The sequence below is a fragment of the Xanthomonas sp. CFBP 8151 genome (assembly GCF_011761885.1).
GTDB lineage: Bacteria > Pseudomonadota > Gammaproteobacteria > Xanthomonadales > Xanthomonadaceae > Xanthomonas > Xanthomonas arboricola_B.
In genome coordinates this window covers 60,568-86,891 of sequence record NZ_JAASQZ010000002.1, presented here as the reverse complement: position 1 = coordinate 86,891, position 26,324 = coordinate 60,568, and the positions used below count along the sequence as shown (strand labels likewise).

Below are 26,324 nucleotides of genomic sequence, written 5' to 3'. Positions count from 1 at the left end.
TCTGCAGCATGTGTGGTGGCAGCGCAATGTTGAAAGGGTGCGCGCATGAGCTGGGATGACGCGGTCGATGGTGTGGACCGCGATACGCCCGGTGGACGCATGCCGCGCGCCTGGACGGTCGCCGCGCGGTTGCGCGCGGCAAACGACGACATCGCCCATGCCATGGTTGCCGATGGGCTGCCCGCCTATGCCGAGCTGCACTGCCTGTCGGACTTCTCGTTCCTGCGTGGCGCCTCCAGTGCCGAACAATTGTTCATGCGCGCGCAACACTGCGGCTACAGCGCCCTGGCGATCACCGACGAATGCTCGCTGGCCGGCATCGTGCGTGGCCTGGAAGCCTCGCGCGCCACCGGTGTGCGCCTGATCGTCGGCAGCGAATTCGCCCTGGTCGATGGCACCCGCTTCGTCCTGCTGGTGGAAAGCGCGCACGGCTATCCGCAGTTGTGCGCACTGATCACCACTGCGCGGCGTGCGGCAAGCAAGGGTGCGTATCGGCTCGGGCGTGCCGAGCTGGAGGCGCAGTTTGGCGCTGTGGAACCCGGCGTGTTCGCGGTGTGGTTGCCCGGTGCGCAGCCGCAGGCCGAGCAGGGCGCCTGGTTGCAGCAGGTCTTCGGCGAGCGTGCATTCCTGGCGGTGGAACTGCATCGCGAGCAGGACGATGCGGCGCGGTTGCTTGCCCTGCAGCTGCTGGCGCAGCAACTGGGCATGAGCGCACTGGCCAGCGGCGATGTGCATATGGCGCAGCGGCGCGAGCGCATCGTGCAGGACACCCTGACCGCCATCCGCCACGGCTTGCCGTTGGCCGAGTGCGGCGCGCACCTGTTCCGCAACGGCGAGCGCCATCTGCGCACACGGCGTGCCTTGGGCAACATCTACCCGGACGCGCTGTTGCAGGCCACGGTGGACCTGGCGCAGCGCTGCAGCTTCGATATCTCCAGGCTTGAATACACCTACCCGCGCGAACTGGTGCCGGAAGGGCATACGCCGGCGAGTTATCTGCGACAGCTCACTGAAGAGGGGATGCGTGAGCGTTGGTCCAACGGGGTGCCGGCCCAGGTAGTGGCGCAGATCGACAGCGAGCTGGAGTTGATCGCCTACAAGGGATACGAGGCGTTTTTCCTCACCGTGCAGGATGTGGTGCGCTTTGCGCGCTCGAAGCACATCCTGTGCCAGGGCCGTGGCTCATCGGCCAATTCGGCGGTGTGTTATGCACTGGGCATCACTGCGGTCAATCCCGGCGAAACCCGTCTGTTGATGGCGCGATTCTTATCCAGGGAACGCGACGAGCCGCCGGATATCGATGTGGACTTCGAGCACGAGCGCCGTGAGGAAGTGCTGCAATACGTCTACAGCAAATACGGCCGCGAACGCGCGGCACTGGCGGCGACGGTGATCTGCTATCGCGGCAAGAGCGCCGTGCGCGATGTGGCCAAGGCGTTCGGCCTGCCGCCGGACCAGATCGCGTTGCTGGCCAATTGCTACGGCTGGGGCAATGGCGAAACGCCGATGGAACAGCGCATCGAAGAGGCCGGGTTCGATCTGGCCAATCCGCTGATCAACAAGATTCTGGCAGTCACCGAGCACCTGCGCGATCACCCGCGTCATCTGTCGCAGCATGTCGGCGGCTTCGTGATTTCGGATGAACCGCTGTCGATGCTGGTGCCGGTGGAAAACGCGGCGATGGCCGACCGCACCATCATCCAGTGGGACAAGGACGATCTGGAAACCATGAAGCTGCTCAAGGTCGATTGCCTGGCACTGGGCATGTTGACCTGCATCCGCAAGACCCTGGACCTGGTGCGCGGGCATCGTGGGCGCGACTACAGCATCGCCACGCTGCCGGGCGAGGATGCGCCCACCTACAAGATGATCCAGCGCGCCGATACCGTGGGCGTATTCCAGATCGAATCGCGCGCGCAGATGGCGATGTTGCCGCGGCTCAAGCCCCGGGAGTTCTACGATCTTGTGATCGAAGTGGCGATCGTGCGCCCGGGGCCGATCCAGGGCGACATGGTGCACCCGTATCTGCGGCGGCGGCAGGGCTACGAGCCGGTCAGTTTCCCCTCGTCCGGCGTGGAAGCCATTCTCGGTCGCACGCTGGGCATTCCGCTGTTTCAGGAGCAGGTGATGGAACTGGTGATCCATGCCGGCTATACCGATAGCGAGGCTGATCAGCTGCGTCGCTCGATGGCGGCCTGGCGACGCGGCGGCGATATGGAGCCGCACCGTGTGCGGATTCGCCAGCTCATGGCCGCCCGCGACTACTCGCCGGAATTCATCGACCAGATCTTCGAGCAGATCAAGGGCTTCGGCTCCTACGGCTTCCCGCAAAGCCATGCCGCCTCGTTCGCCAAGCTTGTCTACGCCAGCTGCTGGCTCAAACGGCACGAGCCGGCGGCCTTCGCCTGCGGGCTGCTCAATGCGCAACCGATGGGCTTCTACTCGGCCAGCCAGATCGTGCAGGACGCACGCCGCGGCAGTTCCGAGCGCGCGCGCGTGGAGGTGCTGCCGGTGGATGTGTTGCACAGCGTCTGGGACAACACGCTGGTCGGTGGCCGGCCCTGGCGCAGCGACGAAGACCCTGGCGAACAACCGGCGATCCGTCTGGGCATGCGGCAGGTCGCTGGCTTATCGGAAGTGGTGGCCAATCGCATTGTGGCCGCATGCGCGCAGCGGGCCTTCGCCGATATCGGCGATCTGTGCCTGCGCGCTGCACTCGACGAAAAGGCGCGCCTGGCACTGGCCGAAGCCGGCGCCTTGCAGGGCATGGTGGGCAACCGCAACGCCGCGCGCTGGGCGATGGCCGGCGTGGAAGCGCGTCGGCCGCTGCTGCCGGGTAGTCCGCAGGAGCGCCCGGTGGAATTTGAAGCGCCGCGCGCGGGCGAAGAAATCCTGGCCGACTATCGCTCGGTCGGTCTGAGTCTGCGCCAGCATCCGATGGCGCTGCTGCGCCCGCAGATGCGGCAGCGGCGCATCCTCGGCCTGCGTGAGCTGCAAGGCCGCAGTCACGGCAACGGCGTGCATGTCGCCGGCCTGGTCACCCAGCGCCAGCGCCCGGCCACGGCCAAGGGCACCATCTTCGTCACCCTGGAAGACGAACACGGCATGATCAACGTCATCGTCTGGTCGCACCTGGCGCTGCGCCGCCGCCGCGCACTGCTGGAATCGCGCCTGCTGGCCGTACGCGGCCGCTGGGAGCGCGTGGACGGGGTGGAGCATTTGATCGCCGGCGATCTGCACGACCTCAGCGACCTGCTCGGCGACATGCAGCTGCCCTCGCGGGATTTTCATTGAAACGTTGTCTGGCCTGCGATTGCCGTTGAATTGCGTGCTCAGTAGCAGGGGCGCGATCTTCGTGCTGGATACGAACACGGATGCGAGCGACTTTGCCTGGGTCAGCGATGCGCGTGTATTGATCTCCATTGCACAGAAGGACGGTTTGCTCGACAAACCGTTGCCGAGCGGCGAGCCGTACGCCATCAATGCCGATGGCACCGGTGTCGATATGGTGCCCGGGGCACCGGGCTTGGCATATGTGTTCGATATGCAGGAGAAAAAAGCCCAGCATGTGATCAGCCGGCGCGACTGGTTCGAGCCCGAGCGCACCGCGACCGTACAGCCCATCGCGCTGCAGGCGCGCGATGGTGTGCCGTTGCATGGCGACCTCTCGCTGCCGCGCACCGGCACGGGAAAGAACCTGCCGATGGCGGTGATGCCGCATGGCGGCCCGTTCGAGATCTTCGACAGTTGGCACTACGGCACCGAAGGCCACGGTTTCTATACCGAGCCGCATCGGCGCGCGTTCTATACGCAGGTGCTGGCGTTTCTGGCCAGGTTCCTGGGTGGTGCCAAGGCCAACTAAAGGCCAACGAGTGGCGTCGGCGTACGCATATCGGGATCTTGTCGACCGCGCTGTCCATGATGACCGTCGCTACGCGCCCGACGGAGCAGCCTGCCGCAAGGCGATGACGCAAAGCCCGGGTGAAGAGCGGCCGTGACGGGTTATCGTCATTCGGCCGGTCTGTGCTACACCATGCAGGCCGGCGCGGCCGCGCCGGCTACCTTTCACCCGCGAGGCGATCATGAAGTTGGAGGCATTGTTCGACCAGTTGCACACCTTGCCCACCGTGCCCGAAGTGGCGCAGGACCTGATTGCCCGGTTCGACGATCCGGAGACCAATATCGATGCGTTGGCGCACACGATCGAGCGCGATCCGGTGATCGCGGCCAAGGTGCTGCGGTTGGCCAACTCGGCGCGCTTCCGCGGCCTGCGCGATTCCACCAGCGTGGAAGACGCGGCCATGCGGCTGGGCTTCAACACGCTGCGCACCCTGGTGCTGGCCTCGGCGATGACCGGGGTGTTCCGTGCCGTGCCGGGGTTCGATCTGAAGGCGTTCTGGCGGCACAGTTTCGAGGTGGCCGGCATCTGCCGCCTGCTGGCGCGCCAGCACGGCCTGGATCCGGAAACCGCATTCACTTGCGGCATGATGCACAACATCGGCGAGCTGCTGATCCAGTCCGGCGCGCCGGATTACGCCAGCCGCCTCAATCACGACGCCTCGTCGGCCGGCCATGCCGCCGAAGAAACCCTGCAGTTGGGGTTCGGTTACCCGGAAGTCGGCGCCGAGCTGGTGCGTCGCTGGCAGCTGCCTGTCGTCATCCAGGAAGCGATCGCCTATCAGGTCCGCCCGGCCGCCGCGCCGGACGGTGCGCGTATGCCGCTGGTGGTTGCGCAGGCGGTGCAGGTCTCCGATGCGCTGCACGCGCATGGCGGTGCCACGCCTGCGGCCTTGGACGCGGTGCGCGGTCCGTTGATGGACACGGTGGATCTGGAGGCCTTGTTCGCCGCATTGCCGGACGTGATCGAGGCCGACCGCGCATTTGCCGAACTGCTGCATTGATCCAACAGCTGCGACGCTGCCGCCAGCGTCTGCGCAGCCGCTGACGCACCGTCGCCGGCAGCAGATCCCTGGCGTGCAGCAAAGACGGCAACGTCCGGCGATCATGGCCGCCGCGATGTGCGGCGATGCGTGTCCGCCGCTGCCGCTGCAGACTGGTCGGCCATCACGGGCGCGGCCCTTCGCCAGCGCTGGCCGAGCCAGCACGGGCAGCCGGCGGCCACACCGGTGCGAGCGGGCGGCACGTGACGACGAGCCGCTCGCTCGTCGTTACCTAGCGGCCACGTCGCGCCTCGCTCATGGCCGCTCCGTCGGTCGACGAGCCGGAAACCGCATGGCCACGCCCTGACGCCATGTGCCGCTGGTGTGCATGCCACGCAGTAGTGTCGGCCAGCTCCACGCTGTGCGACCGCATGCGCGAAGCCGCCGCTGGCGCGCGCTTGTAACCCCGGTTGGCACAGCGCAATGCACTGCCGGCCGCCACAGCAGGCACACTGTCACGCCGCGGCGCAGCTGGACGGAAACCCGCATAGGCGCTAGCGTGGTCCGGATTTTTTGCCACAGGGGAACTGCCCATGAGCCATGACGCGCAGCCGCGCCAGCTCACCTTCCGCGCCGTCGTGCTGGCCATCGTGCTGGCGGTGGTACTTTCGGCCGCCAACGCCTATCTGGGCCTGTTCGCCGGTCTGACCATCGCCACCGCCATTCCTGCCGCGGTCGTCTCGATGGGCGTGCTGCGCCTGCTCGGCGGCGGCACCATTCTGGAAAACAACATCGTCCAGACCGGTGCCTCTGCCGGTTCGTCGATCGCAGCCGGGGTCATCTTCACCATCCCCGCGTTGGTGATCATGGGCTATTGGCCGGACTTCAAGTACTGGTGGGTGCTCGGTATCGCCGGCATGGGCGGGTTGCTCGGGGTGCTGTTCTCGGTGCCGTTGCGGCGTTCGATGATCGTCGAAGATCCGCTGCCCTTTCCCGAAGGCAAGGCGGCGGCCGAGGTGCTCAAGGCCGGCGAAAACCCCGGCCCGGGCCTGAAGATCCTGGCGATGTCCGCTGCGATCGGCGCGCTGGTCAAGCTGGGTGCGGCCAGCGGCCTGCGGGTGATCCCGGACACCTGGGCGCAGGCCACGTATCTGGGCAGCAGCCGCCTGGTCGGCTATCTGGGCACCAACCTGTCGCCGGCGCTGCTGGGCGTGGGCTACATCGTCGGCCTGAATGTCGGCATCGTGGTGCTGTCCGGGTCGATCCTGTCCTGGCATGTCGCCATTCCGCTCTACCAGCAGTTCTTCATGGGTAGCGACCCGGCATTGGCGCAGAGCCTGGTCGGTGCGCCGGCGGCCGATGCGGCGTTCGGGATCTGGGGCGAGAAGATCCGTTACCTGGGTGTTGGCGCGATGCTGATCGGCGGCGTGTGGACGCTGTTCTCGCTGCGCAAGTCGCTGTTGTCCGGCGTCAAGAGCGGCTTTGCCGCCGCGCGCAAGAGCGGTGGCGGCGTGATTGCCGAGACCGAACGCGACCTGCCGATGAAGTGGATGCTGGTGGCGCTGGTGCTGTGCACCTTGCCGCTGCTGGGCCTGTATCAGGCAATCGTGCAGCAATGGCACGTATCGATCCCGATGACCATCATCATGATTCTGGCCGGCTTTCTGTTCGTGTCGGTGTCCGGCTATCTGGCCGGCTTGATCGGTTCGTCCAACAACCCGGTGTCCGGTATCACCATTTCCACCATCCTGTTCGCCTCGGCGGTGCTGGTGCTGCTGCTCGGCAAGGACGGTCTGGTGCCGGTGGGCATCGGCGCGGCGCCGTTGGGCGCGGTGGCGGCGATCATGATCGGCGCGGTGGTGTGCTGCGCGGCGGCGGTGGGCGGCGACAATCTGCAGGATCTCAAGACCGGTTATCTGGTTGGGGCGACACCCTGGAAGCAGCAATTGATGCTGGCTATTGGCGCTTTCTCGTGCGCGCTGATCATGGCGCCCGTGCTCAATTTACTTGCTGAGGCTTACGGTATTGGCTCCAAGACACTGCCGGCGCCGCAGGCGATGCTGATGGCGTCGGTGGCAAAAGGATTGTTTGGGGGGCAGTTGCCATGGGCCATCATCGCTATCGGTGCAGGTGTGGGTGCGGTGATCATCGCTGTGGATGAGTGGCTGAAGATAACCGGCAAGCGCTTCCGCGTGCCGGTGCTGGCGGCAGCGATCGGTATCTATCTGCCGCTGGAGCTGATGGTGCCGATCTTCATCGGCGGCCTGATCGCGCATCTGGTGGAGCGCTTCCACAAGATCCGCGCCGACGACGAAGATGGCCGTGACCGCGTGCACCGCCCGGGCGTGCTGTTCGCCGCCGGCCTGATCACCGGCGAGGCATTGATGGGTATTGGCATTGCGCTGCCGATCGTGATCACTAATAACAAGGATGTGCTGGCATTGCCTGGAGGTTTTCAGCTCAATCAATGGTTCGGCCTGGCGATCCTCGTCCTGGTGGGCTGGCTGCTGTACCGCGTCGGCAAGCGCGGCGAACAGACCGCTTGAGGGCAACGCTTCAATAAGGCATGCCCTGCATGCCGGATCTGGACGGACACGCATCACTGGATGCGTGTCCGTTTTTTGTGGGTGTGTACGACCGGATTGCCGTTGTTCTGAGTGAATCGCAGCAGGCGCCATGCGAGTACGGCCCTGATGTCGAACGCGGCGAGCACAGCTGCAAGTCGCCGACGCATCAAGCGTATGCTGCTCGCGCGGGCAACGGGCGACACGCAGGCCATCGCGTCTGCGCCATCGCAGTGCCTTTGCGCAGGCTTTACGCCCCATACAGGCCTCGTGCATAGCGACTTTATGTCGCTGCTCCGTATCGTGCCGTCTCCCGCAACGATGGTGCACGACGGCTACCCACATGCCTTGATCGATCCCGATGACGCGCCACGACGCACGTCTTTGCGGCGCGTAAACCCCCCACGAAACGATGGGTGTGGAAAAGCGACCCACATCACGTTATGCGACATTGGTGCGCTGTTGAGGTCGCTTTTGTCATCTGCGGCATCTTCGGACCTGCCGACGCCTATAAGATCGACAGGCAACACGCCGCCCCTCAGGCTGCCATGCAGTCGTTCGACATCCACGCGCATTCCCCCTCCCCAACGCTGAGCGTCCACGCGACCTGTCCAGCGTCTTGCCATGGAAACCACTGCAATGCCGACCGCTATTTCCCACCGCCCCACCCGCACTCAACGTGCCCCCTTGTTGAACATCGCCCTGGCCGGGGTGCTGTGCAGCCTTGCGCTGCAGGCGCAGGCACAAGAGGCCACCGACGCGGCGCTGTGTACCGATCGCCCGACCAAGGCCAATTCAACCTGTACCGTGCCTGCTGGCGCCTGGCAGCTGGAAACCGACATCGGCAGCTACACCCGCGACAGCCAGCCCGCCACCCGCGTCGAAACCTCGTACTTCACCAACCCCACGCTCAAATACGGCGTCAGCGACCGCATCGATCTGCAGCTCAACTGGGCCCCGCAGCTGCAGGTCAAGACCACCGACCGCGCCACCGGCGCACGCAGCAGCCTGAGCGGCGGCGGCGACATCTTTCTGCGCATGAAGGCGCGTTTCTACGAAAGCGATACCGCCAGCGTGGCGTTGCTGCCGTTCGTCAAGGCGCCGACCGCGCGCACCGGCCTGGGCAACGACGAGTGGGAAGGCGGTGTCGCATTGCCGATCAACTTCGCGCTGCCCAATAGTTTCTCGCTGACCTTCGGGCCCGAGGTGGATTGGTTGGCCGACAGCGATGGCAGCGGCAAGCATGTCGCGCTGATCAACGCGATCAACCTGGGGCATCCGCTCACCGCCAAGCTGTCGATGGCGGTGGAGGTGTGGTCCTCGATCAACCGCGACCCGGCGCAGACCCTCGAACAGTACTCGGCCGACATCGCCGCTGCGTATCTGCTCAATCCGCTGCTGCAGCTGGACGTGGGCGCCAACTTCGGCCTCAACGACCGCACCCCGGACGCGCAGGTGTATGTGGGGATGTCGCACCGCTTCTGACGCGTTAATCGGGTTGGCACTGCGACATGCATTGCGGTGTGGCAGCGATGCTGCAGGCTGAGCGGTGCCAGGTGACCGGCACCGCTCAGCCTGCACGCCGCGCCGCACGCGCTGCGCTTGACGACTACACGCGTGCATCTGCGGCGCAGTTGCACCAAGCGCTGTGGCAGATGGCACGCCGCTGCGGCCGCAAGAGTTGCCTCGATGCAGCACAGCCGACATCCCACGCCGTGGCGAGGCGCGCTTTTGCCAGCTGCCCGGCATCCACACGCAGCCATACAGGCAGACCCAACCGCAAGCCTTTGCACGCTCGCCACAGCAACGCCTACCATCGACGTTTTGCCGTTGCGGGAACTCTCGATGAAGCTTCGTTACGCCGTGCTGCCCCTGTGTCTGTTGACCGCCTTGCCAAGTCTCGCCGCCGCGCGCGGATTCGATGTGCGCGACATGGTTGCGCTGGACCGGGTGTCTTCGCCCACGCTCAGCCCCGACGGCAGCGTGCTGGTGTTCGCCAAGCGCCAGGCCAAGAGCAGCAACGGCAAGCCGGCCACCGGCCTGTGGATGCGCAATCTGCGTACCCGCGATGCGGCGCCGCCCAGGCGGCTCACTCCCGAAGGCTGGAACGTCAACAGCCCGGCGCTGTCGCCGGACGGCAAGACGGTGTACTTCCTCAGCAGTAAATCCGGCACCCAGCAGCTGTACGCGCAATCGCTGGCCAGCGGCACGCCGCAGCAATTGACCGCGTTTGCGGTGGATGTGGACAGCTACAAGCTCTCGCCCGACGGCAAGCGCATCGCCTTCAGTGCCGGCGTGTTCCAGGACTGCGGTTCGGACCTGGGTTGCACCAAAACGAAACTTGCCAGCGTCAAGGACGCCAAGGCCAGCGGCGTGGTCTACGACCAGTTGTTCGTGCGGCATTGGGATGCCTGGAACGATGGCCGCCGCAATACCTTGTTCGTCGCCGACCTGCCGGCTGGCGGCGGCAAGGCCGTGATCGGTGCTTCGGCGATCAGCGCCACGCTGGCCGGCGATGCGCCCTCCAAGCCGTTCGGCGGCAACGACGATTACGCCTGGTCGCCCGACGGCGGCAGTGTGGTCGCCAGCGTGCGCGTGCCGCAGCCGCACGGACCCGAGGCCGGCAAGCAGGCAACCGCCGGCGCCAAATCCACCGGCAACGACGAGCCGTGGCAGACCAACTTCGACCTGTACCGCCTGAATGCGGCCGGCAAGGCCGCGCCAGTCAATCTGACTGCGGCCAACCCGGCCTGGGATGCCGGCCCGGTGTTCAGCAGCGACGGCAAGACGTTGTACTACCGCGCGATGAAGCGCCCCGGTTTCGAAGCCGACCGCTTCGGCCTGATGGCGATGGACGTGGCCAGCGGCAAGAGCCGCGAGATCGCCCCCAAGTGGGACCGCTCGGCCGGTGAGATCGTCTTGAGCGCCGATGGCGCCAGCCTCTACACCAGCGCCGACGACCTCGGCGAGCATCCGTTGTTCAAGATCGACATCGCCAGCGGCCAGGCGACCAAGCTGGTGGGCGAGGGCAGCGTGCATGCGCCGGCCCTGGCCGGCAACACGCTGGCGTTCACCCGCAACTCGCTCAAGAGCGGCGACCAGGTCTTCGTCAGCGATGTGCAGGGCCAGGGCCTGCGTGCGATCACCCAGAGCGCCGGCGAGTTGCTGCGGGAGGTGCAGTTCGGCGACTACGAGCAGTTCCAGTTCAAGGGCTGGAACAACGACACCGTGCACGGCTATGTGGTCAAGCCGTACAACTACCAGCAAGGCAAGACCTACCCGGTGGCATTCCTGATCCACGGCGGGCCGCAGGGCAGCTTCGGCAACGGCTGGAGCAACCGCTGGAATCCGCAGACCTATGCCGGCCAGGGCTACGCGGTGGTGATGATCGACTTCCATGGCTCCACCGGCTACGGCCAGGAATTCACCGACGCGATCAGCCAGCATTGGGGCGACCGCCCGCTGGAAGATCTGCAGAAGGGCTGGACCGCCGCGCAGAAGCAGTACGGCTTCCTCAACGGCGACAAGGCTTGCGCGCTGGGCGCCAGCTATGGCGGCTACATGGTCTATTGGATGGCGGGCAACTGGAATCAGCCATGGAAGTGCCTGGTCGACCACGACGGCGTGTTCGACAACCGCACCATGGGCTACGCCACCGAGGAACTGTGGTTCAGCGAATGGGAAAACGGCGGCACGCCCTGGCAGAACCCGGCCGGCTACGAGAAGTTCAACCCGGTGCTGCACGTTGACAAGTGGAAGGTGCCGATGCTGGTCATCCACGGCCAGCAGGATTTCCGCATCCCGGTCGAACAGGGCCTGGCCGCGTTCACCGCACTGCAGCGCAAGGGCATCGACTCCAAGTTCCTGTACTTCCCGGACGAGAACCACTGGGTGCTCAAGCCGGACAACAGCGTGCTGTGGCACGACACCGTCAACAGCTGGCTGAAGCAGCATATCGGCCAGTGAGGTCGCGACCGGCACGCCGCCCGGAGCGGCGTGCCGGTTGGTGCGGCGATGACGCGTTAGGACTCAGCCTTCAATGCGGGTTGTAAGGCGTTCGTTCGGTTTGCTCAGTTCGGCAACTGATCGCGTTTGGCCAACTGGCCTTCGACGATCTGCAGGATCTCCGCCACCGCGATGCCGAACGCGCCGGCATTGCCGGCGTCGAACGCGGCCTTCCATTCCGCGTAGCCCGGCAGGTAATCCTGATTGGGCGCGGCAGTGCCGACGTGTTCGGCAGCGCTGCGCTCCAGGGTCTGCGCGATCACCGGGATGTGCGGCAGCGCATCCACAATCCCATCGGGCAATCCTGCGTGACGTACCTGGATGTCGCTGATACGCACGTGCAGGATCTGGCCGCCGTGGGGATGCACATCGATCTGGTTGATCAGCAGCAACGGCGTCTCCGACGCGGTACGCCCATGGCAGCGCCAGAGCTGGCCGACCGCATGGGCCGGAGAGGTGGTGTCGAGCATCGGGTACTCCACGAGCAAACCGCAATGATGCAACGTGCTTGCGGAGATGGCGACTCCGCGCCGTGCCAGCCATCAAGGGGGTTAGTCAGGTGCACGACCCGACGCATGCGCAGCCGCGCCTCGCCCGTCAGGCGATGTCCGCAGGTGCCACGTCGAGCCTGATAGGGTCGTGTATGGATGAGCCCGCTTGCAGCAGACCGAGATGGTTTGGAGCACCGCATCTGGCTGAATGCCAGCATGAGCCAGCAGTGCCGCAGCGCACCCAAGCCATGTCAAAATAGCGATTCTTTAACATCACCAGTCTCCTGCCGGGATCGCAAGGCCGTCCGCATGCGCACGTTGTTCCGCCCTTCACTGTGGGCGCTCGCCCTAGTCTGTAGTCCTGCCCTGAATGCCGCATCGCGGCCCACGGTCGTGCCTGCACGTGCGCCCGTGTCTGCGCCTGCCGCCGTCGGCACCGATGCGGTGACCAGCGATCCGGATGTGCCGCTGCCGGCAGCGCTGAAGGCCGGCATGGGCTACCGCGCGTTTGCGCATGCGGTGATGGAGCAGGGTTGGCAGTTGGTGGATCCGCTCGCCGCCGACAGCTGCATGGCCGCCGGCGATTGCGCCATCGAGTTCATCGCCCCCGGCGGTAGTGCGCGCCTGCAGGTGCAGGTCGGCTCGCAGTCCGGTGCGGCGGTGGTCAGTGGGTGGCGCGCGCAACAGGTGCCGTTGGATCGCATCGGCAATCCCACCGCAGCGGCGGTGGACAGCAAGGTTGCGCCGGCCGCGTCCAACGCGGCCGACACCCCGCGCTGAGCGCGGTGCGCCGGCGTCTGGTACGCGCGGCGTATCATGGCGCTGCATGCGCTGCGGCCTGCCTCGGTGGCGCGTGTCATCGCCAGCTGCGTCTTTCCTGATCCCGAGTCCAGTCCTGCATGACCTCCATGAAGAGCATCGATCCTGCCGATCTGGAAGCGTTGTTCGATGCGGTGCCGGACGTGCTGTTCTTCGTCAAGGATCGCGAGGGCCGCTATACCCATGTCAACCAGACCATGCTGCGGCGCCTGGGCCTGAAATCGCGCAAGGAACTGATCGGCAAGCGCGTTGCCGAGGTCTATCCCAGCGGACTGGGCGCAAACTACGCCAATCAGGACGAGCAGGTGCTGGCTGGGGAAGTGATCGACAACCTGCTGGAACTGCACCTGTTCGCCAACCGCGAACCGGGCTGGTGTCTGACCTGCAAACGTCCGCTGCTGGTCGACGGCAAGGTGCAGGGCATCATCGGCATCTCGCGCGACCTGGGCCCGCAGGACGGGCACGAATCGCAGTACGAAAAATTGCGGCTTGCGCTGGCGTACCTCAACGCCAACTACGCGCAGAACGTGCGCATGCAGGCGTTGGTGGAGATCACCGGTTTTTCGATGTCCAAGCTGCAACGCTCGTTCCGCAAGGTATTCCAACTGACCCCGCAGCAGGTGCTGGCCAAGCTGCGTTTGCAGATGGCGATGCATCTGCTGCACGGAAACAAGAGCCTCACCGAAATCGGGCATGCCTGCGGTTTCAGCGATCAAAGCGCCTTTGCGCGGCAATTCAAGCTGGCGGCCGGCATGACGCCACGCGAGTACCGCGCGCTGGCGAACGCGGCACAGTTTCCTGCCGAACCGGCTTAGCGCATCCCACAAGACGGCTGCTCAGCTGCTGAGTTAGCCGAGCACGGCTCCTCTGTAATGCTTGCGGGGAACTGCGTGAATCCATCGGGATTCCGGGTTGCATCCCCGTCTGATAGATGCAGTCAAAAGTCTAGTCGTCGAGTGTGCGGCGCCCTCACCGCTTGCGGGACACGCCGTGAATCCGTCCGTGGAGGCTCGGTGGCGGCATCCATGCCGCCACACGGTCCCGCAAGCGGCGAGGGCACCGCACCAGACAGTTGGTCGGTGGCCGGGTGAAAAGCTGCCTATCGCTCGACGTGCGTCCGACCTTGCGCCGGCGCATGTAGCGAACAAGTCGCAGCGTGCACTGCTCTTAATTTTGCGCACCGACCCTCTCGACGGGTCCTTGCCTGCTCACCGTCGCGGGACCTTGAGCGGCATGGATGCCGCGCCAGAGCCTACACGGACGTACTTGCGGCGTGTCCCGCGATGGTCGGCGGGCAAGGGCCTTCCCAGCCGAGTCGCAGCCCACTGCTCTACTACCGACCCAGCCGCGCGCACCGACACCCCAAAGACATGACCGCGCAACCACGTAAAGACAGCCGGGATTCCAAATCGCGGCGTCGTTTATCAGGTGCGGCTAAAAGAAGGGTTGAAAGCTGGCCATCGCAGAGGATGCGTTGGCTGCACTATCGACGATGAAGTGCTGCCTGCATAAACGACTTGGGCGCGAACGACATAAAAGTCGTTCGCGCCCAGGCCTGTGCAATCCATGCGGATGCGATTACGCCAGCATGCGCACCTTCGGTTCGCGTGCCCACTGGCGGGTCTTGGCGGCAGTGATGAATGCGTTAGTATCTGCCGCCGCGATCACGCCTGCGTCCTTGCCGACATTCCCTGCCTTGAGCAGCAGCTGTGCGCCGTCGTCGTAGGCGATCGCCTTCAGATGCGCCCACGCATTGCTGACGAAGTCCAGCGCTGCCGATTCGCGTGTCAGCGCCTTGGCTGCCTCGGAAGACAACACCACCGCCACCGCATCGAACACCACCGACGGTGTGCCGGCCAACTGACCATCGGCGGCCAGTTGCTTGCCGTCGCTGAGCTTGGCGCCGCCCAGCTTCGGCGCCACGATCTTGACCGTGGCACCGGCAGCTTCGGCGGCCTTGCGCACGGCCTTGATCGTCGCTGCATCGGAGCCATCGTGAATCAGGATGCCGACCGTGCGGCCCTGCAAGGTGTCCTTCATCTTGCCGATCAGCTGCAAGGCTGGCGACAGCGGCATATCGGTCGGCGCGACCGCAGCCGGCGGTGCAGGCGGCAACGTGGTCATGCCCATGCCATCGGCCACGCGCTGCGCCAGCGTCGGGTCGATGTGACGCAGGTGACCGACGATGGCTTCGCGCACGTGCGCGGTTTCCACCTTGGACAACTCGAACACCAGCGCCGATGCCATATGCGCCTGTTCCGGTGCAGTCTGGCTGCGGAAGAACATGCGTGCCTGGCTATAGTGATCGGCAAAGCTTTCTGCGCGCACGCGGCCCTTGGCACCATCTTCGGCCGGTGTTGCGTGGCTGGGGAATCCACGCAGCGCCTCACGCGGTGCATCGGCCTGCAGCGAGCTGGGCTCGTACGCGACACGGCCCTTGGGCACGCCCATCTGCATATGGCCGTCGCGCTGATTGTTGGCGAACGGGCACTTGGGCGCATTGACCGGGATCTGGTGGAAGTTCGGTCCACCCAGGCGGCTCAGCTGCGTATCCAGATACGAGAACAGGCGGCCCTGCAGCAGCGGATCGTTGCTGAAGTCGATACCCGGCACGATGTTGGCGGGGCAATACGCCACCTGTTCGGTCTCTGCAAAGAAGTTGTCCGGCCAGCGGTCCAGCACCATGCGGCCGACGATCTGCAACGGCACCAGTTCTTCGGGAATGACCTTGGTCGAATCCAGGTGGTCGAACGGGAATGCATCGGCTTGCGCTTCGGTGAACAGCTGCACGCCCAGTTCCCACTCGGGGAAGTCGCCGCTTTGGATCGATTCGAACAGATCGCGGCGATGGAAGTCCTGATCGGCGCCGGCGATCTTCACTGCCTCGTCCCAGATCGTGGACTGCAGGCCGAGCTTGGGGCGCCAATGGAACTTAACGAAGGTGCTGTCGCCATTTCCATTGAGGAAACGGAAGCTGTGAATGCCGAAGCCTTCGATCATGCGCAGCGAGCGCGGAATGGTGCGGTCGCTCATCGCCCACATGATCATGTGCATCGATTCGGGGCTCAGCGAGATGAAATCCCAGAAGGTGTCGTGCGCACTGGCGGCCTGCGGGAAACCGCGGTCCGGTTCCATCTTCACCGCGTGGATCAGGTCGGGGAACTTCATCGCGTCCTGGATGAAGAACACCGGGATGTTGTTGCCCACCAGATCCCAGTTGCCTTCCTTGGTGTAGAACTTCACCGCAAACCCGCGCACGTCGCGCGGCGTGTCCACCGAGCCGGCGCCACCGGCGACGGTGGAAAAGCGCGTGAACAGCGGGGTCTTTTCGCCGACTTCGGTGAAGATCTTGGCGGTGGTGTACTGGCTCAAGGACTTGGTCAGCTCGAAATAGCCATGCGCCGCGCTTCCGCGCGCATGCACGATGCGCTCGGGGATGCGCTCGTGATCGAAGTGGGTGATCTTCTCGCGCAGGATGAAGTCTTCCAGCAGCGTCGGCCCGCGCGGCGTGGCGCGCAGCGAATTCTGGTTGTCGCCAACCGGAATGCCCTGGTTGGTGGTCAGCTGCGGATGCGTGCCGCCGGCCTTCTGATGCAGTTCATCGCCCGCACCGCGCAACGTGTCGGGAGTTGCGCTGGCAGCAGCGGTGGACGGAAGTTGCGCGGACTTGCTGGGGGACTTGGGCATGGGACTCCACTCTGGCGGGCTTGAAAATGCGGGCTGGTCCGCCGAGCCTGGGAGTGGCGCTGTTAAGTACGCGTGTCTGCATGCGAACGAATACTCACATACCGCCAGAAACTTGCGCTGGGTCGCGGCTGCCTGATGCGTCTGTCACGCAATGTACCGACGCACGTTTGCAAGCGCGTGCAGCGAACGCGACCGTTGCACGCGACTACAGAAGATCCAGCGGCTGCTTGCGGGTCGGGGGCGGAAACGCACGGTCCAGTTCGGCAAGGTCCTGCGCCTCCAGTTGCAGCGTGCACGCCGCTGCATTTGCGCGCACGTGCGCAGGCGTTCCCGATTCGGGAATGGCAATGACCTGGCCGCTGCGGATCGCCCACGCCAGTGCCACGGCAGTGGCGGCCACGCCGCGTCGCTCGCCGATCGCGTGCAGCACCGGATGATCCAGCAATGCGCGGCTGCCCAGCGGCGAGTACGCCATCACCGTCACCTGATGCTGCGCGCACCACGGCAGCAGGTCGAACTCGATGCCACGGCTACCGGCGTGATACAGCACCTGATTGACCAGGCAGTGTTGCCCGCCATCGATGCGCCACAGGTCCTGCAGATCGTCCACATCGAAGTTCGACACGCCCCAGTCGCGGATCTTGCCGGCATCGCGCAGGGCCTCGAAGGCATCGACCACTTCGCGCAGATCGCTGCCGCCGCGCCAGTGCAACAGATACAGATCCAGTGTGCGCACGCCAAGCCGCTGCAGGCTGGCCTCGCAGGCACGCGCGATGCCGCGCGCGCTGGCATTGCTCGGCAGGACCTTCGATACCAGATAAGGGCGCTGCACGTCATCCATGGCCTGGCCGATCAGTTGCTCCGACCGGCCATTGCCATACATCTCGGCAGTGTCGATCAAGCGCATGCCCAATTGCTGGCCTGTCTGCAGCGCCTCGATCTCCTGCTGCGGCGCGTGTCGCCCCTGGCCCAGATTCCACGAGCCGAGCCCGAGTGCCGGCACACTGCGCCCGTTGCGCAGGCGCACCGTGGGGCAGGGGGATGAGATGGGGACGGACATGGGTGACTCCTGGACGATGCGATCAATGCGAGGGTGACTGTGCCGGCGTTGCTGCCGCGTGCGGCAGCGTTAGCGTTGCCTGTGCATCCCAGAACGCGCAGCGATGCCGCTGCGCGAAGTCGGGCGTTGCGCCGATCCTGCCGGGCGACAGCGTCAACGGAGCGTCGCCATCGAAGCGCGGCCATTGCGGACGGCCAGCCCCATTGGGGTCGCCGGTGCGCGCAAATGCGCCCCAGTAATCCTGCAGCGTGTCGGCGAAGGCCTGCTGCGCCGGAGTGAACGTCGGCTTGCCACTGAGCACCCACGGGCGCTGAAACAGATACACCAGCTCGGATGCGTGATACGCGCCCAACGGATGCGAGAGCGGCAGGCGCAACAGGCCGTATGGCGCCTGCGGGTCGTCGAATTCGTACGCATACACCGGCGCGTGGGTGCGCAAGGCCTGGCCCAGCCGACGTGTCGGGCAGGCGAATCCGCCATCGGTGACGATGTCGGCGAATGCATCCCAGCGCGATTGCGCGGCAACGTCCGCGTAGCGCGCCAGGATCGCTGCGGGGTCGGCATGCATGCGCTTGAGGCGCGCCTCATAGCCGCTGCGCAGGTTGAGCTTGCCGATGTAGGACAGCAACTGCGCAAACAGCCGCCCTTCGTTGCGGTTGGTGCCGATCAGCACCGGTACCTGCGTATGTTGCAGGTTGCCAATCGCCTCGGCGGGCGGCAACGGCAAGACCTCGCCGCCGGACATCGGCGCCCACGCGTCGCTGCCGGTCAAACCACGTCGCTGCGGTTTGGCATCGGCCACGGTTTCGGCAGGCAGTGCGCGCAGGCATGCGGCAACATCGCTTGCGCGCTCGCAGCCAAGCGTCTGCGCCATGCGCGCACCGCCGCGCTCGGCCTCGGCGCGCGGCAGGCTGGAATCGCTGGCCAGGCAACTGCCGCTTTGCAGGATTGCGCGTTGGAACAGACCGGCCGCGCCCGGGGAGGCGAGTTGATAGCAGATGCTCCAGGCACCGGCCGATTCGCCGAACACGGTGACGTTGTGCGCATCGCCACCGAAGGCGGCGATATTGCGCCCGACCCAAGGCAACGCAGCCTGCTGATCCTGCAAGGCATACGCGCCTTCGCCTTCGCCGCGCAGCGCCGGATGCGCAAAGAAACCGAACACCCCCAGCCGATAATTGGGCGCCACCACGATGACGTTCTGCCGCGCCGCCAACGCACTCAGGTCGTAGTCGACATTGCTGCCCAGCTCCAGCGCGCCACCGTAAATCCACACCATCACTGCGCGCGGATGCGCCGGCGCGGGGCCGGGCGGCGCATAGACGTTGAGGGTGAGGCAATCCTCGGAGACCTGCTTCTGCCCGAAGCGATAACGCGGCAGGCACGCCGGCCCGGCCTGGGTGGCAGCGCGGACTCCCGTCCAGGCTGGCGCCGCCTGCGGCGCGCGAAAGCGCAAAGCGCCCACCGGCGGCGCGGCGAACGGCACGCCCAAAAACACCCGCCCCTGCGCGCCGGCAACACCGCGGATTGCACCGGCATCGGTCTGCACCACCTCGGCCTGCGCATCGGCCGCATGCACCAGTGCCGGCACCTAGCCAGGGCGGCGTGGCGCGCAGGCGGTCAGCGTGCAAGCCGCCAGCAGGAGGATGCCGATGTGTTTCAGTTGAAGCATGCGCAGGTCTGCCATGTGCGTGAGGACGTCGGTCATCATCTCTTTCGCACGTGTAGGGCAGGAAAACGTGTGGTTGGCAGGCACCCGCATGCGATGGCCGGGTACACGCATCGCTGGGGAGTGAGCGGGTATCGCTGCCTGCGGCGCATGTGCAGCTTCCGGCGCAGTTGTCCTGCCGGAACTGTCGATGCATCCACCGGCGAGGCGCAGATGGCATCGCTATCGCCTGGTCGAGTGCGATGCTGCGATGAGCGCAGCACGCGCCGGAGGGCAATTTTTCACCGCTGCCCATGAAGCGCCGCCCATCGCCCCGGCTGTGACAAACGCAAAACCTATGTTGGCAGAAGCGCCGGCCCCTCCCGGCACGGCAACAAAAAACCCAGCCGTGTGACCGGCTGGGTTTCGCTTTTTTACCTGGTGGTGGCGCTTACGCCTCCACGTCGTCCTTGTACGCGTCTACCGGGATGCAGGCGCACATCACGTTCTTGTCGCCGTAGACGTTGTCCACGCGCGCCACCGGCGGCCAGTACTTCTGCTGCTTGAGGCCCGGCAGCGGGAAGGCGGCCAGTTCGCGCGGGTAGGCATGGGTCCACTCGCTGGCCGACACCTGGGTGGCGGTATGCGGGGCGTGCTTGAGCGGGTTGTCGTCGCGGTCCAGGCGGCCGTCTTCGATGGCGCGGATTTCTTCGCGGATCTGGATCATCGCGTCGATGAAGCGGTCCAGTTCGTGCTGCGATTCGCTTTCGGTCGGCTCCACCATCAAGGTGCCGGCGACCGGGAAGCTCAGCGTCGGCGCGTGGAAGCCGAAGTCGATCAGGCGCTTGGCGATGTCTTCGGCGCCGATGCCGCTGGCCTTTTCCAGCGGACGGACGTCGAGGATGCACTCGTGCGCCACCAAGCCGTTACGGCCGGTGTACAGCGTCTTGTAATGAGAGCTGAGGCGCTTGGCGATGTAGTTGGCATTGAGCAACGCCACCTGGGTCGCCTTGCGCAGACCGCCACTGCCCATCATGGTCACGTACATCCAGCTGATCGGCAGGATCGAGGCCGAGCCGTAGGCCGCCGCGCTGACCATGCCGCCGATGCGCGAGGAGTGTCCACTCCCGCTTTCGGAGTTGAGTCCGCCGTCATGGATGGTGGCAGTTTGACCTTCGCCGGCATGGATGCCGGCACGAGGCAGGTATGGCGCCAGATGCGACTTCACCGCACACGGGCCCACACCCGGGCCGCCGCCGCCATGCGGAATGCAGAAGGTCTTGTGCAGGTTCAAGTGCGACACGTCCGAGCCCCACTTGCCGGGCTTGGCCACGCCGACCAGGGCATTCATGTTGGCGCCGTCGGTGTAGACCTGGCCGCCATGCGCGTGCACGGCTTCGCAGATCGCCACCACATCCTCTTCGAACACGCCGTGGGTGGACGGGTAGGTGATCATCAACGCGGCCAGACGCTCGGAGTACTTTTCCGCCTTGGCGCGGATGTCGTCGACATCGACATTGCCGTTGGCATCGCATTTGGTCACGACCACGGTCATGCCGCACATCTGCGCCGAGGCCGGGTTGGTGCCGTGGGCGGATTCGGGAATCAGGCAGATGTCGCGATGCGCTTCACCACGCGCGCGGTGATAGGCGCGGATCGCCAGCAGGCCGGCGTACTCGCCCTGCGCGCCGGAGTTGGGCTGCAGGCTCACCGCATCGTAGCCGGTGCATTCGACCAGCATCGCTTCCAGTTCCTCGATCAGCTGCGCGTAACCGGCCGACTGCTCGGCCGGGGCCAGCGGGTGGATCGCGCCGAACTCGGGCCAGGTCACCGGGATCATTTCGGCGGTGGCGTTGAGCTTCATCGTGCAGCTGCCCAGCGGGATCATGGTGCGATCCATCGCCAGGTCCTTGTCGGCCAGCGAGCGCATGTAGCGCAGCAGTTCGTGCTCGCTGTGGTGGGTGTTGAATACCGGGTGGGTCAGGAACGCGCTGCTGCGCAGCAGGCCGTGCGGCAACGCGTCGGCAGTGGCCGCATCGAGCGCGTCCACGTCTGCCTGCGCACCGAACAGCGCGGCCAGTGCGACCACATCGGCACGCGTGCTGGTTTCATCCAGGCTGATGCCGACCGCTTCGCTGTCGATCGCGCGCAGGTTGATGCCGGCCGCGCGGGCCTTGGCGTGGATGGCGTCGGCATCGATCGCCTTGACATGCAGGGTGTCGAAGAAATGCTCCCCCACAGTGACGCCGGCACCGCGCAGGGCGGCGGCCAGGATCGCAGCAAGGCGATGCGTGCGGCGTGCGATGCGGGTCAGGCCCTCGGGGCCGTGGTAGACCGCGTACATCGAGGCCATCACCGCCAGTAGCACCTGCGCGGTGCAGATGTTGGAGGTGGCCTTCTCGCGGCGGATGTGTTGTTCGCGCGTCTGCAAGGTGAGGCGGTACGCCGGGTTGCCGGCGGCATCGATCGACACGCCGATCAACCGGCCCGGCATCGAGCGCTTGTAGGCATCGCGGCAGGCCATGAAGGCCGCATGCGGGCCACCGAAGCCGAACGGCACGCCAAAGCGCTGCGAGTTGCCGACCACGATATCGGCGCCCCATTCGCCGGGCGCGGCGATCAGGGTCAGTGCCAGCAGGTCGGTGGCCACCGCGACCAGGCCGCCGCGCGCGTGCACGGCATCGGCCAGCGCGGCGTGATCGCCGATGTGCCCGAAGCTGTCCGGATACTGCAGCAGCACGCCGAAGCACTCGGCCTGCAAGGCTTCTTCCGGCGTGCCGACGCGCAGCACGATGCCCAGCGGCTCGGCGCGGGTGCGCAGCAGTTCCAGCGTCTGCGGGTGCACCGCGTCGTGCACGAAGAAGGTGTCCGACTTCGACTTGGCCGAGCGCTTGGCCAGCGTCATCGCTTCGGCCGCGGCAGTGGCCTCATCCAGCAGCGAGGCATTGGCGATCTGCATGCCGGTGAGGTCGGCGCACAGGGTCTGGAAGTTGATCAGCGCTTCCATCCGGCCCTGCGAAATTTCCGCCTGGTAGGGGGTGTAGGCGGTGTACCAGGCCGGGTTTTCCAGGATATTGCGCAGGATCACCTTCGGCGTATGGGTCCCGTAATAGCCCTGGCCGATAAAGCTGCGCTGCACCTGGTTCCTGCTGGCGATGGCGCGGATCTTGGCCAGCGCCTCTTCTTCGGTGATCGCCTCCGGCAGCGCCAGCGCCGCTGGCGACTTGATGTTGCCGGGCACGATCGCATCGGTCATCGCATCCAGCGAGGCGTGGCCGACCACCTCCAGCATCTGTGCGATTTCTGCGTCATTGGGGCCGATATGGCGTTCGACGAACGCGCTGTGATGTTCAAGGTCGCGCAAGCAGGACGTGGTCTGGGACATGGCGGGCATCCGGGGCAGAGGGCAGACGAATGGTCGACCGCCACCGGACCGGCGTGACGCGCGCAGCGCATCACCTCCTGTCGCAGCGACAGTCTTCCTCGCGCCCCTCTGTCCTTTTGCCTGAGAGTTTAAGAACGCGGCATGGCGCTGGGGCCTGCCTGCGTTCCGTGCCCCTTCGGCGCCGGCATCGGCCGGTCTCTCCAGAGTTGTACTGCGGATGGTATCGGGCCTGAGCGATTACGGGCTGTTGCGCCTTCGGCAGCGGCAGTGCCGCTTCTCCCACCATGTTGCCGGCCGATTATAGCCTGCGGGGGGCCCCAGGAGCGGTGGCAGGCGGGCGCAGTCACCGGGGTTGCTTAACCTTGCAACGGCGAGCGCCTATCATCGACGCCCTTGTGCTCATCCCGACGCTGCCCTCAGGCCAGCGTCGGCGTGCGTCACCCCGATGCACCACGTTTCGGAACCCTGCATGCCCCCCACCACGCCTTCCACCCGTCGCATGGCGCTGCTGCTCGCCGGGTTGGCGATGTTCGGCCCGTTTTCCATCGACACCATCTTCCCGGCGTTCTCGCGGCTCAGCCGCAGCCTGGCGGTGGACGAGGTGGCGATCCAGCAGACCATCAGCGTCTATCTGCTCGCCTACGGGCTGATGAGCATCGCGCACGGTCCGTTGTCCGATGCCTGGGGCCGCAAGCGGGTGATCCTGGGCGGGCTGGTGCTGTTCATCGTCGGCTCGGTGGGCTGCGCGCTGTCGCAGGATCTGTCCACCCTGCTGGCGTTCCGCGCATTGCAGGGCCTGTCGGCCGGGGTGGGCATGATCGTCGGGCGGGCGGTGATCCGCGACCTGTTCCACGGCGCGGACGCGCAACGGCTGATGAGCCAGGTGTCGATGATCTTCGGCATCGCCCCGGCGATCGCGCCGATCATCGGCGGCTGGATCCTGCTCAGCGGTGCCGGCTGGCCGCTGATCTTCTGGTTTCTGGTGGCATTCGGGCTGGTGTTGCTGATCGCTACGCTGACCTGGCTGCCGGAGACCCATCCGCCGGAGGCGCGCACGCCGCTGCAGCTGCGCCGCCTGATGCACGACTACGTGCGGATCGGCTTCAACCCGCGTTTCCAGCGGCTGGCCGCGGCCGGTGCGTTCAACTTCGCCGGCATCTTCCTGTACATCGCCTCGGCGCCGGTGCTGATCATGCGCCACCTGCACCTGGGCGAGGGCGACTTCGCCTGGCTGTTCATTCCCACCATCGGCGGCATGACGCTGGGCTCGTTCCTGTCCGGGCGCATGGCCGGCAGCATGGAGCCGGTGCGGCAGATCCGCATCGGCTTCATCTGCTGCGGCGTGGCGGCGCTGGCGAACCTGGGCTACACCATGACGGCGGCGCAGATCGCCCTGCCCTGGGCGGTGCTGCCGATCTTCCTGGCCGGCGTGGGCATGGCGCTGATCTTCCCGATCCTGGCGCTGGCCGTACTGGACATGTATCCGCATCAGCGCGGCCTGGCCTCCTCGCTGCAGGCCTTCACTCAGCTGATGACCAATACGCTGGTGGCCGGGGTGCTGTCGCCGCTGCTGAGTGAACACCCGCGCCATCTGGCGATCGGCATGACCGGTTTTTTCCTGCTGGGCTGGCTATTCTGGCGTTGGGAACGCCGCAGCGGCCGCCGTCTGCGCCGCCGCCAGGCCGAAGAGGCAGTGCCTCTGGAGCCGGCCGACCATCTCTGACCTCACAGGAGCCTGCATGTCCACCGATTCCAAGCTGCGCCGCGATGCCCGCAAGCGCGCCGCCGAGCGCCAGCGCAACCAGGCCGCCGCCAATCCCGCGCCGGTCTCGCCGATCGAGCCGCATGCCGAACTGCGCGACCAGCAGCGCACGCTGCTGGCCGGCATCGTCCGCCGCGACGGCGAATGGGTGCTGGGCATGGACGGCCGCATCGCCGGCGAGAGCACCAGTGCCGCCCAGGTGCTGGCCCTGATCATGCGCGCGGCCGAGCTGCACGAACGCCAGGGCACGCCGGTACGGCTGACCTATTCGGACGCACTCAAGGACGCGGCGCATGCCGAGGCGGCCGCCGACGGCAGGGATTTCGAGGCGTTCCGGATCGAGTTCGCGCAGAAGCTGGTGCCCGCGCGCACCAACTGAGGTCATAACGCAGCGGTGTCGGCGAGGCCGGCTCCGAACACGGCCCATTCCGCATCGGCGGGCAGTGTTCGGTGCCGACCTGCGCCAGCGCTTGGCTGCGGATCAGCCGGCGCGCTGAATCAGCGTGCCGGCGCCTGTCGCTGGACGTCCTGCTGCTGCGCCTGTTCCTGCGCGGCGGCGTTGCGGTCGCCGACCAGCGCCGTCAGCGCGCTGCCGCCGATCCTGCCGGCTTCCACCCCGGCCTGGGTCTGCTGCTGCAGCGCCCGCATCTGCGCCTCGCTGAAGGCCAGCGTGGTCTTCTGCCCTGGCGCAATCGCACCGGTGCCCGCCATGTCGCCGCTCAGTGCGCTGTTGAGATTCTGTGCAATCGCCTTTTCCTCGCTGGCCTCGTTGCGCCCGCCCAGGCGTTGCAGCAGCCCCGGCGCGGCGACATCGCCATCGATCTCGAAGCGGTAGCTGCGTTCCTGCACGCGCTCGGTGTCGTTGCCGTCGTACTGGCGCACGATCGTCAGCGGCACGTTGCCGCCGTATTGCAGCTGCTGCACCAAGGTGTAGCCGTCCTGGCCCGGTGTGCTGATGCGCACCTGGCTGCCCTGGTTGCGGTTGCCGGCCACATCGGCGCTGAGCGGGCCCAATTCCAGCTGCAGACGCTGCTGCGAGCTGAAGTCGACCCGCTCCAGCGTCTGCAGTTCATCGACGCCGGGCACGCCCGGTGCCATCTTGCCCTCGCGCATGAACGCGCCCATGGCTGCGCGCGCACGCGGATCGGCCAGGTCGAACTGCGCGCTCTCCACACGCGACTGGCCCAGGGCGTCGGCGCGCCCGAGCAGGGCCTGCGCCGGTCCCGCCTTCAGGCCAACGGCGTTCACCGCCTCGATGGCTGCGTTGGGCCCGGTCACCACACGCACGTGGCGCTCGTCCACCCGCTCGATCAGGTAGCTGCGGCCGCTCGCTTCGGTAATTTCGCTTTGCATGGTGAGGTGTTGCAGACTCGCCGAGGCGTCGCGCTGGGTGTAGGTCTGGGCGTCCATCACTGCGCGCGCGCCGATCGGCAGGCTTTCCGGCTGCAGCGGATTGACGCGGGTGGCTGCCTCTGCAGGCTGGTCGGCACCGGGCAGCGTCAGTGCGTACCGCATGCGCTGCCCGGCACTGGTGCTGGCCTCGATGCTCAGCTTGCTGTCGCCGAGCCTGGTCTGCAGGCGTTGCTGCTGGCCGGTGTTGGCATCGGCCTCGAGGTTGAAGGTGGTGGTCTTCGCCTCGGCGTCGCTGAGCTTGCCCAGGCCGAGCGAGCGGCTGCTGCGCAGGCTGTTCTCGCCCAGCGGCTGCGTCGGACTGCCGCTGCTGTGCTGGCTGGTATGGGAATACTTGACCGTCTGATCTTCGGGGCTGAGCTCGATGTTGCTGCCACCCACTTCCAGCGCGTAGTCGCTGCGCTTGCTGCTGTAGATCGGGTCGAATGCGCGGTCGTTTGCGTCGTCGATGAACTGCTTGTCGCGGTCTACGTCGCGCGGGTCCGGGCCGGTGGAGGCGTTGTTCATTGGATGCGTCCTGCATGCTGCGCCGGTGCAGCGGGCGCGCAGTATATCGCCGGCGTTTTATGCGTTTATCAAATCAACGTTATGCGGCGGCCAGGGTGACGGCCGC

Annotated in this window: 15 protein-coding genes, 1 pseudogene and 1 riboswitch; of the genes and pseudogenes, 10 read left to right on the top strand and 6 right to left on the bottom strand. The window is 66.1% G+C overall.

Translation table 11 applies throughout. From position 1 onward, the window contains the following. Window positions 1-45 precede the first annotated feature (45 nt). From FHT08_RS08145 to FHT08_RS08120, 6 genes and pseudogenes are all read left to right on the top strand, one after another. Window positions 46-3,294 (top strand): error-prone DNA polymerase, encoded by a 3,249-nt coding sequence (locus FHT08_RS08145; RefSeq protein ID WP_166774827.1) that lies wholly within the window; start codon window positions 46-48, stop codon window positions 3,292-3,294. A 220-nt stretch (window positions 3,295-3,514) separates the two neighbouring features. Continuing rightward, window positions 3,515-3,862, top strand: a pseudogene (locus tag FHT08_RS08140) (hypothetical protein); the annotation flags it as partial. Window positions 3,863-4,082: 220 nt separating this feature from the next. Beyond that, a complete protein-coding gene (locus tag FHT08_RS08135) occupies window positions 4,083-4,901 on the top strand; it encodes an HDOD domain-containing protein (RefSeq protein WP_104538287.1) in 819 nt (272 codons plus the stop codon). A 572-nt stretch (window positions 4,902-5,473) separates the two neighbouring features. Continuing rightward, the gene (locus tag FHT08_RS08130) at window positions 5,474-7,426 is read left to right on the top strand and encodes an oligopeptide transporter, OPT family (RefSeq protein WP_166774826.1); all 1,953 of its coding nucleotides are present in this window, start codon (window positions 5,474-5,476) and stop codon (window positions 7,424-7,426) included. A 657-nt stretch (window positions 7,427-8,083) separates the two neighbouring features. Continuing rightward, a complete protein-coding gene (locus tag FHT08_RS08125; RefSeq protein ID WP_166774825.1) occupies window positions 8,084-8,929 on the top strand; it encodes a transporter in 846 nt (281 codons plus the stop codon). Between the two features lie 360 nt (window positions 8,930-9,289). Continuing rightward, window positions 9,290-11,410, top strand: coding sequence for a S9 family peptidase (locus tag FHT08_RS08120; RefSeq protein ID WP_166774824.1), 2,121 nt, complete (start codon window positions 9,290-9,292; stop codon window positions 11,408-11,410). 104 nt (window positions 11,411-11,514) lie between these two features. Here FHT08_RS08120 and FHT08_RS08115 read toward each other — a convergent pair whose 3' ends face one another. Continuing rightward, window positions 11,515-11,919: a hypothetical protein gene (locus tag FHT08_RS08115; protein ID WP_243848992.1), complete on the bottom strand. Its 405-nt coding sequence runs from the start codon at window positions 11,917-11,919 to the stop codon at window positions 11,515-11,517. 330 nt (window positions 11,920-12,249) lie between these two features. Between FHT08_RS08115 and FHT08_RS08110 the strand changes: the two genes are divergently transcribed. Together FHT08_RS08110 and FHT08_RS08105 are read left to right on the top strand one after the other, a co-directional pair. Further along, on the top strand, window positions 12,250-12,720 hold the full coding sequence (locus tag FHT08_RS08110) for a hypothetical protein (protein WP_166774823.1): 471 nt from the start codon (window positions 12,250-12,252) through the stop codon (window positions 12,718-12,720). A gap of 128 nt (window positions 12,721-12,848) precedes the next feature. Beyond that, window positions 12,849-13,574, top strand: coding sequence for an AraC family transcriptional regulator (locus tag FHT08_RS08105; RefSeq protein ID WP_166774822.1), 726 nt, complete (start codon window positions 12,849-12,851; stop codon window positions 13,572-13,574). 763 nt (window positions 13,575-14,337) lie between these two features. Here the strand turns inward: FHT08_RS08105 and FHT08_RS08100 are convergent. The 4 genes from FHT08_RS08100 to gcvP all read right to left on the bottom strand — a co-directional run bounded on the left by FHT08_RS08100 (window position 14,338) and on the right by gcvP (window position 22,539). Beyond that, entirely contained in the window at window positions 14,338-16,446 is a 2,109-nt protein-coding gene (locus FHT08_RS08100; protein ID WP_166774821.1) for a catalase, read from the bottom strand. Window positions 16,447-16,651: 205 nt separating this feature from the next. Next, window positions 16,652-17,506: an aldo/keto reductase gene (locus FHT08_RS08095; RefSeq protein WP_166774820.1), complete on the bottom strand. Its 855-nt coding sequence runs from the start codon at window positions 17,504-17,506 to the stop codon at window positions 16,652-16,654. A gap of 22 nt (window positions 17,507-17,528) precedes the next feature. Continuing rightward, window positions 17,529-19,097 carry a carboxylesterase family protein gene (locus tag FHT08_RS08090; protein ID WP_343204138.1) on the bottom strand — a complete coding sequence of 523 codons (1,569 nt, stop codon included), beginning with the start codon at window positions 19,095-19,097 and terminating at the stop codon, window positions 17,529-17,531. A 508-nt stretch (window positions 19,098-19,605) separates the two neighbouring features. After that, window positions 19,606-22,539, bottom strand: a complete 2,934-nt coding sequence (gcvP, locus tag FHT08_RS08085) for an aminomethyl-transferring glycine dehydrogenase (protein WP_104604612.1) — start codon at window positions 22,537-22,539, stop codon at window positions 19,606-19,608. 98 nt (window positions 22,540-22,637) lie between these two features. Then, a riboswitch (glycine riboswitch) is annotated at window positions 22,638-22,753 on the bottom strand. 255 nt (window positions 22,754-23,008) lie between these two features. On the opposite strand from gcvP, the gene FHT08_RS08080 reads away from it, so the two are divergent. After that, window positions 23,009-24,262: a multidrug effflux MFS transporter gene (locus tag FHT08_RS08080; protein WP_104538278.1), complete on the top strand. Its 1,254-nt coding sequence runs from the start codon at window positions 23,009-23,011 to the stop codon at window positions 24,260-24,262. Between the two features lie 16 nt (window positions 24,263-24,278). After that, window positions 24,279-24,680, top strand: coding sequence for a hypothetical protein (locus tag FHT08_RS08075; RefSeq protein WP_016901679.1), 402 nt, complete (start codon window positions 24,279-24,281; stop codon window positions 24,678-24,680). Between the two features lie 119 nt (window positions 24,681-24,799). On the opposite strand, the gene FHT08_RS08070 is transcribed toward FHT08_RS08075, so the two are convergent. Continuing rightward, window positions 24,800-26,218 carry a hypothetical protein gene (locus FHT08_RS08070; RefSeq protein WP_243848991.1) on the bottom strand — a complete coding sequence of 473 codons (1,419 nt, stop codon included), beginning with the start codon at window positions 26,216-26,218 and terminating at the stop codon, window positions 24,800-24,802. Window positions 26,219-26,324 lie beyond the last annotated feature (106 nt).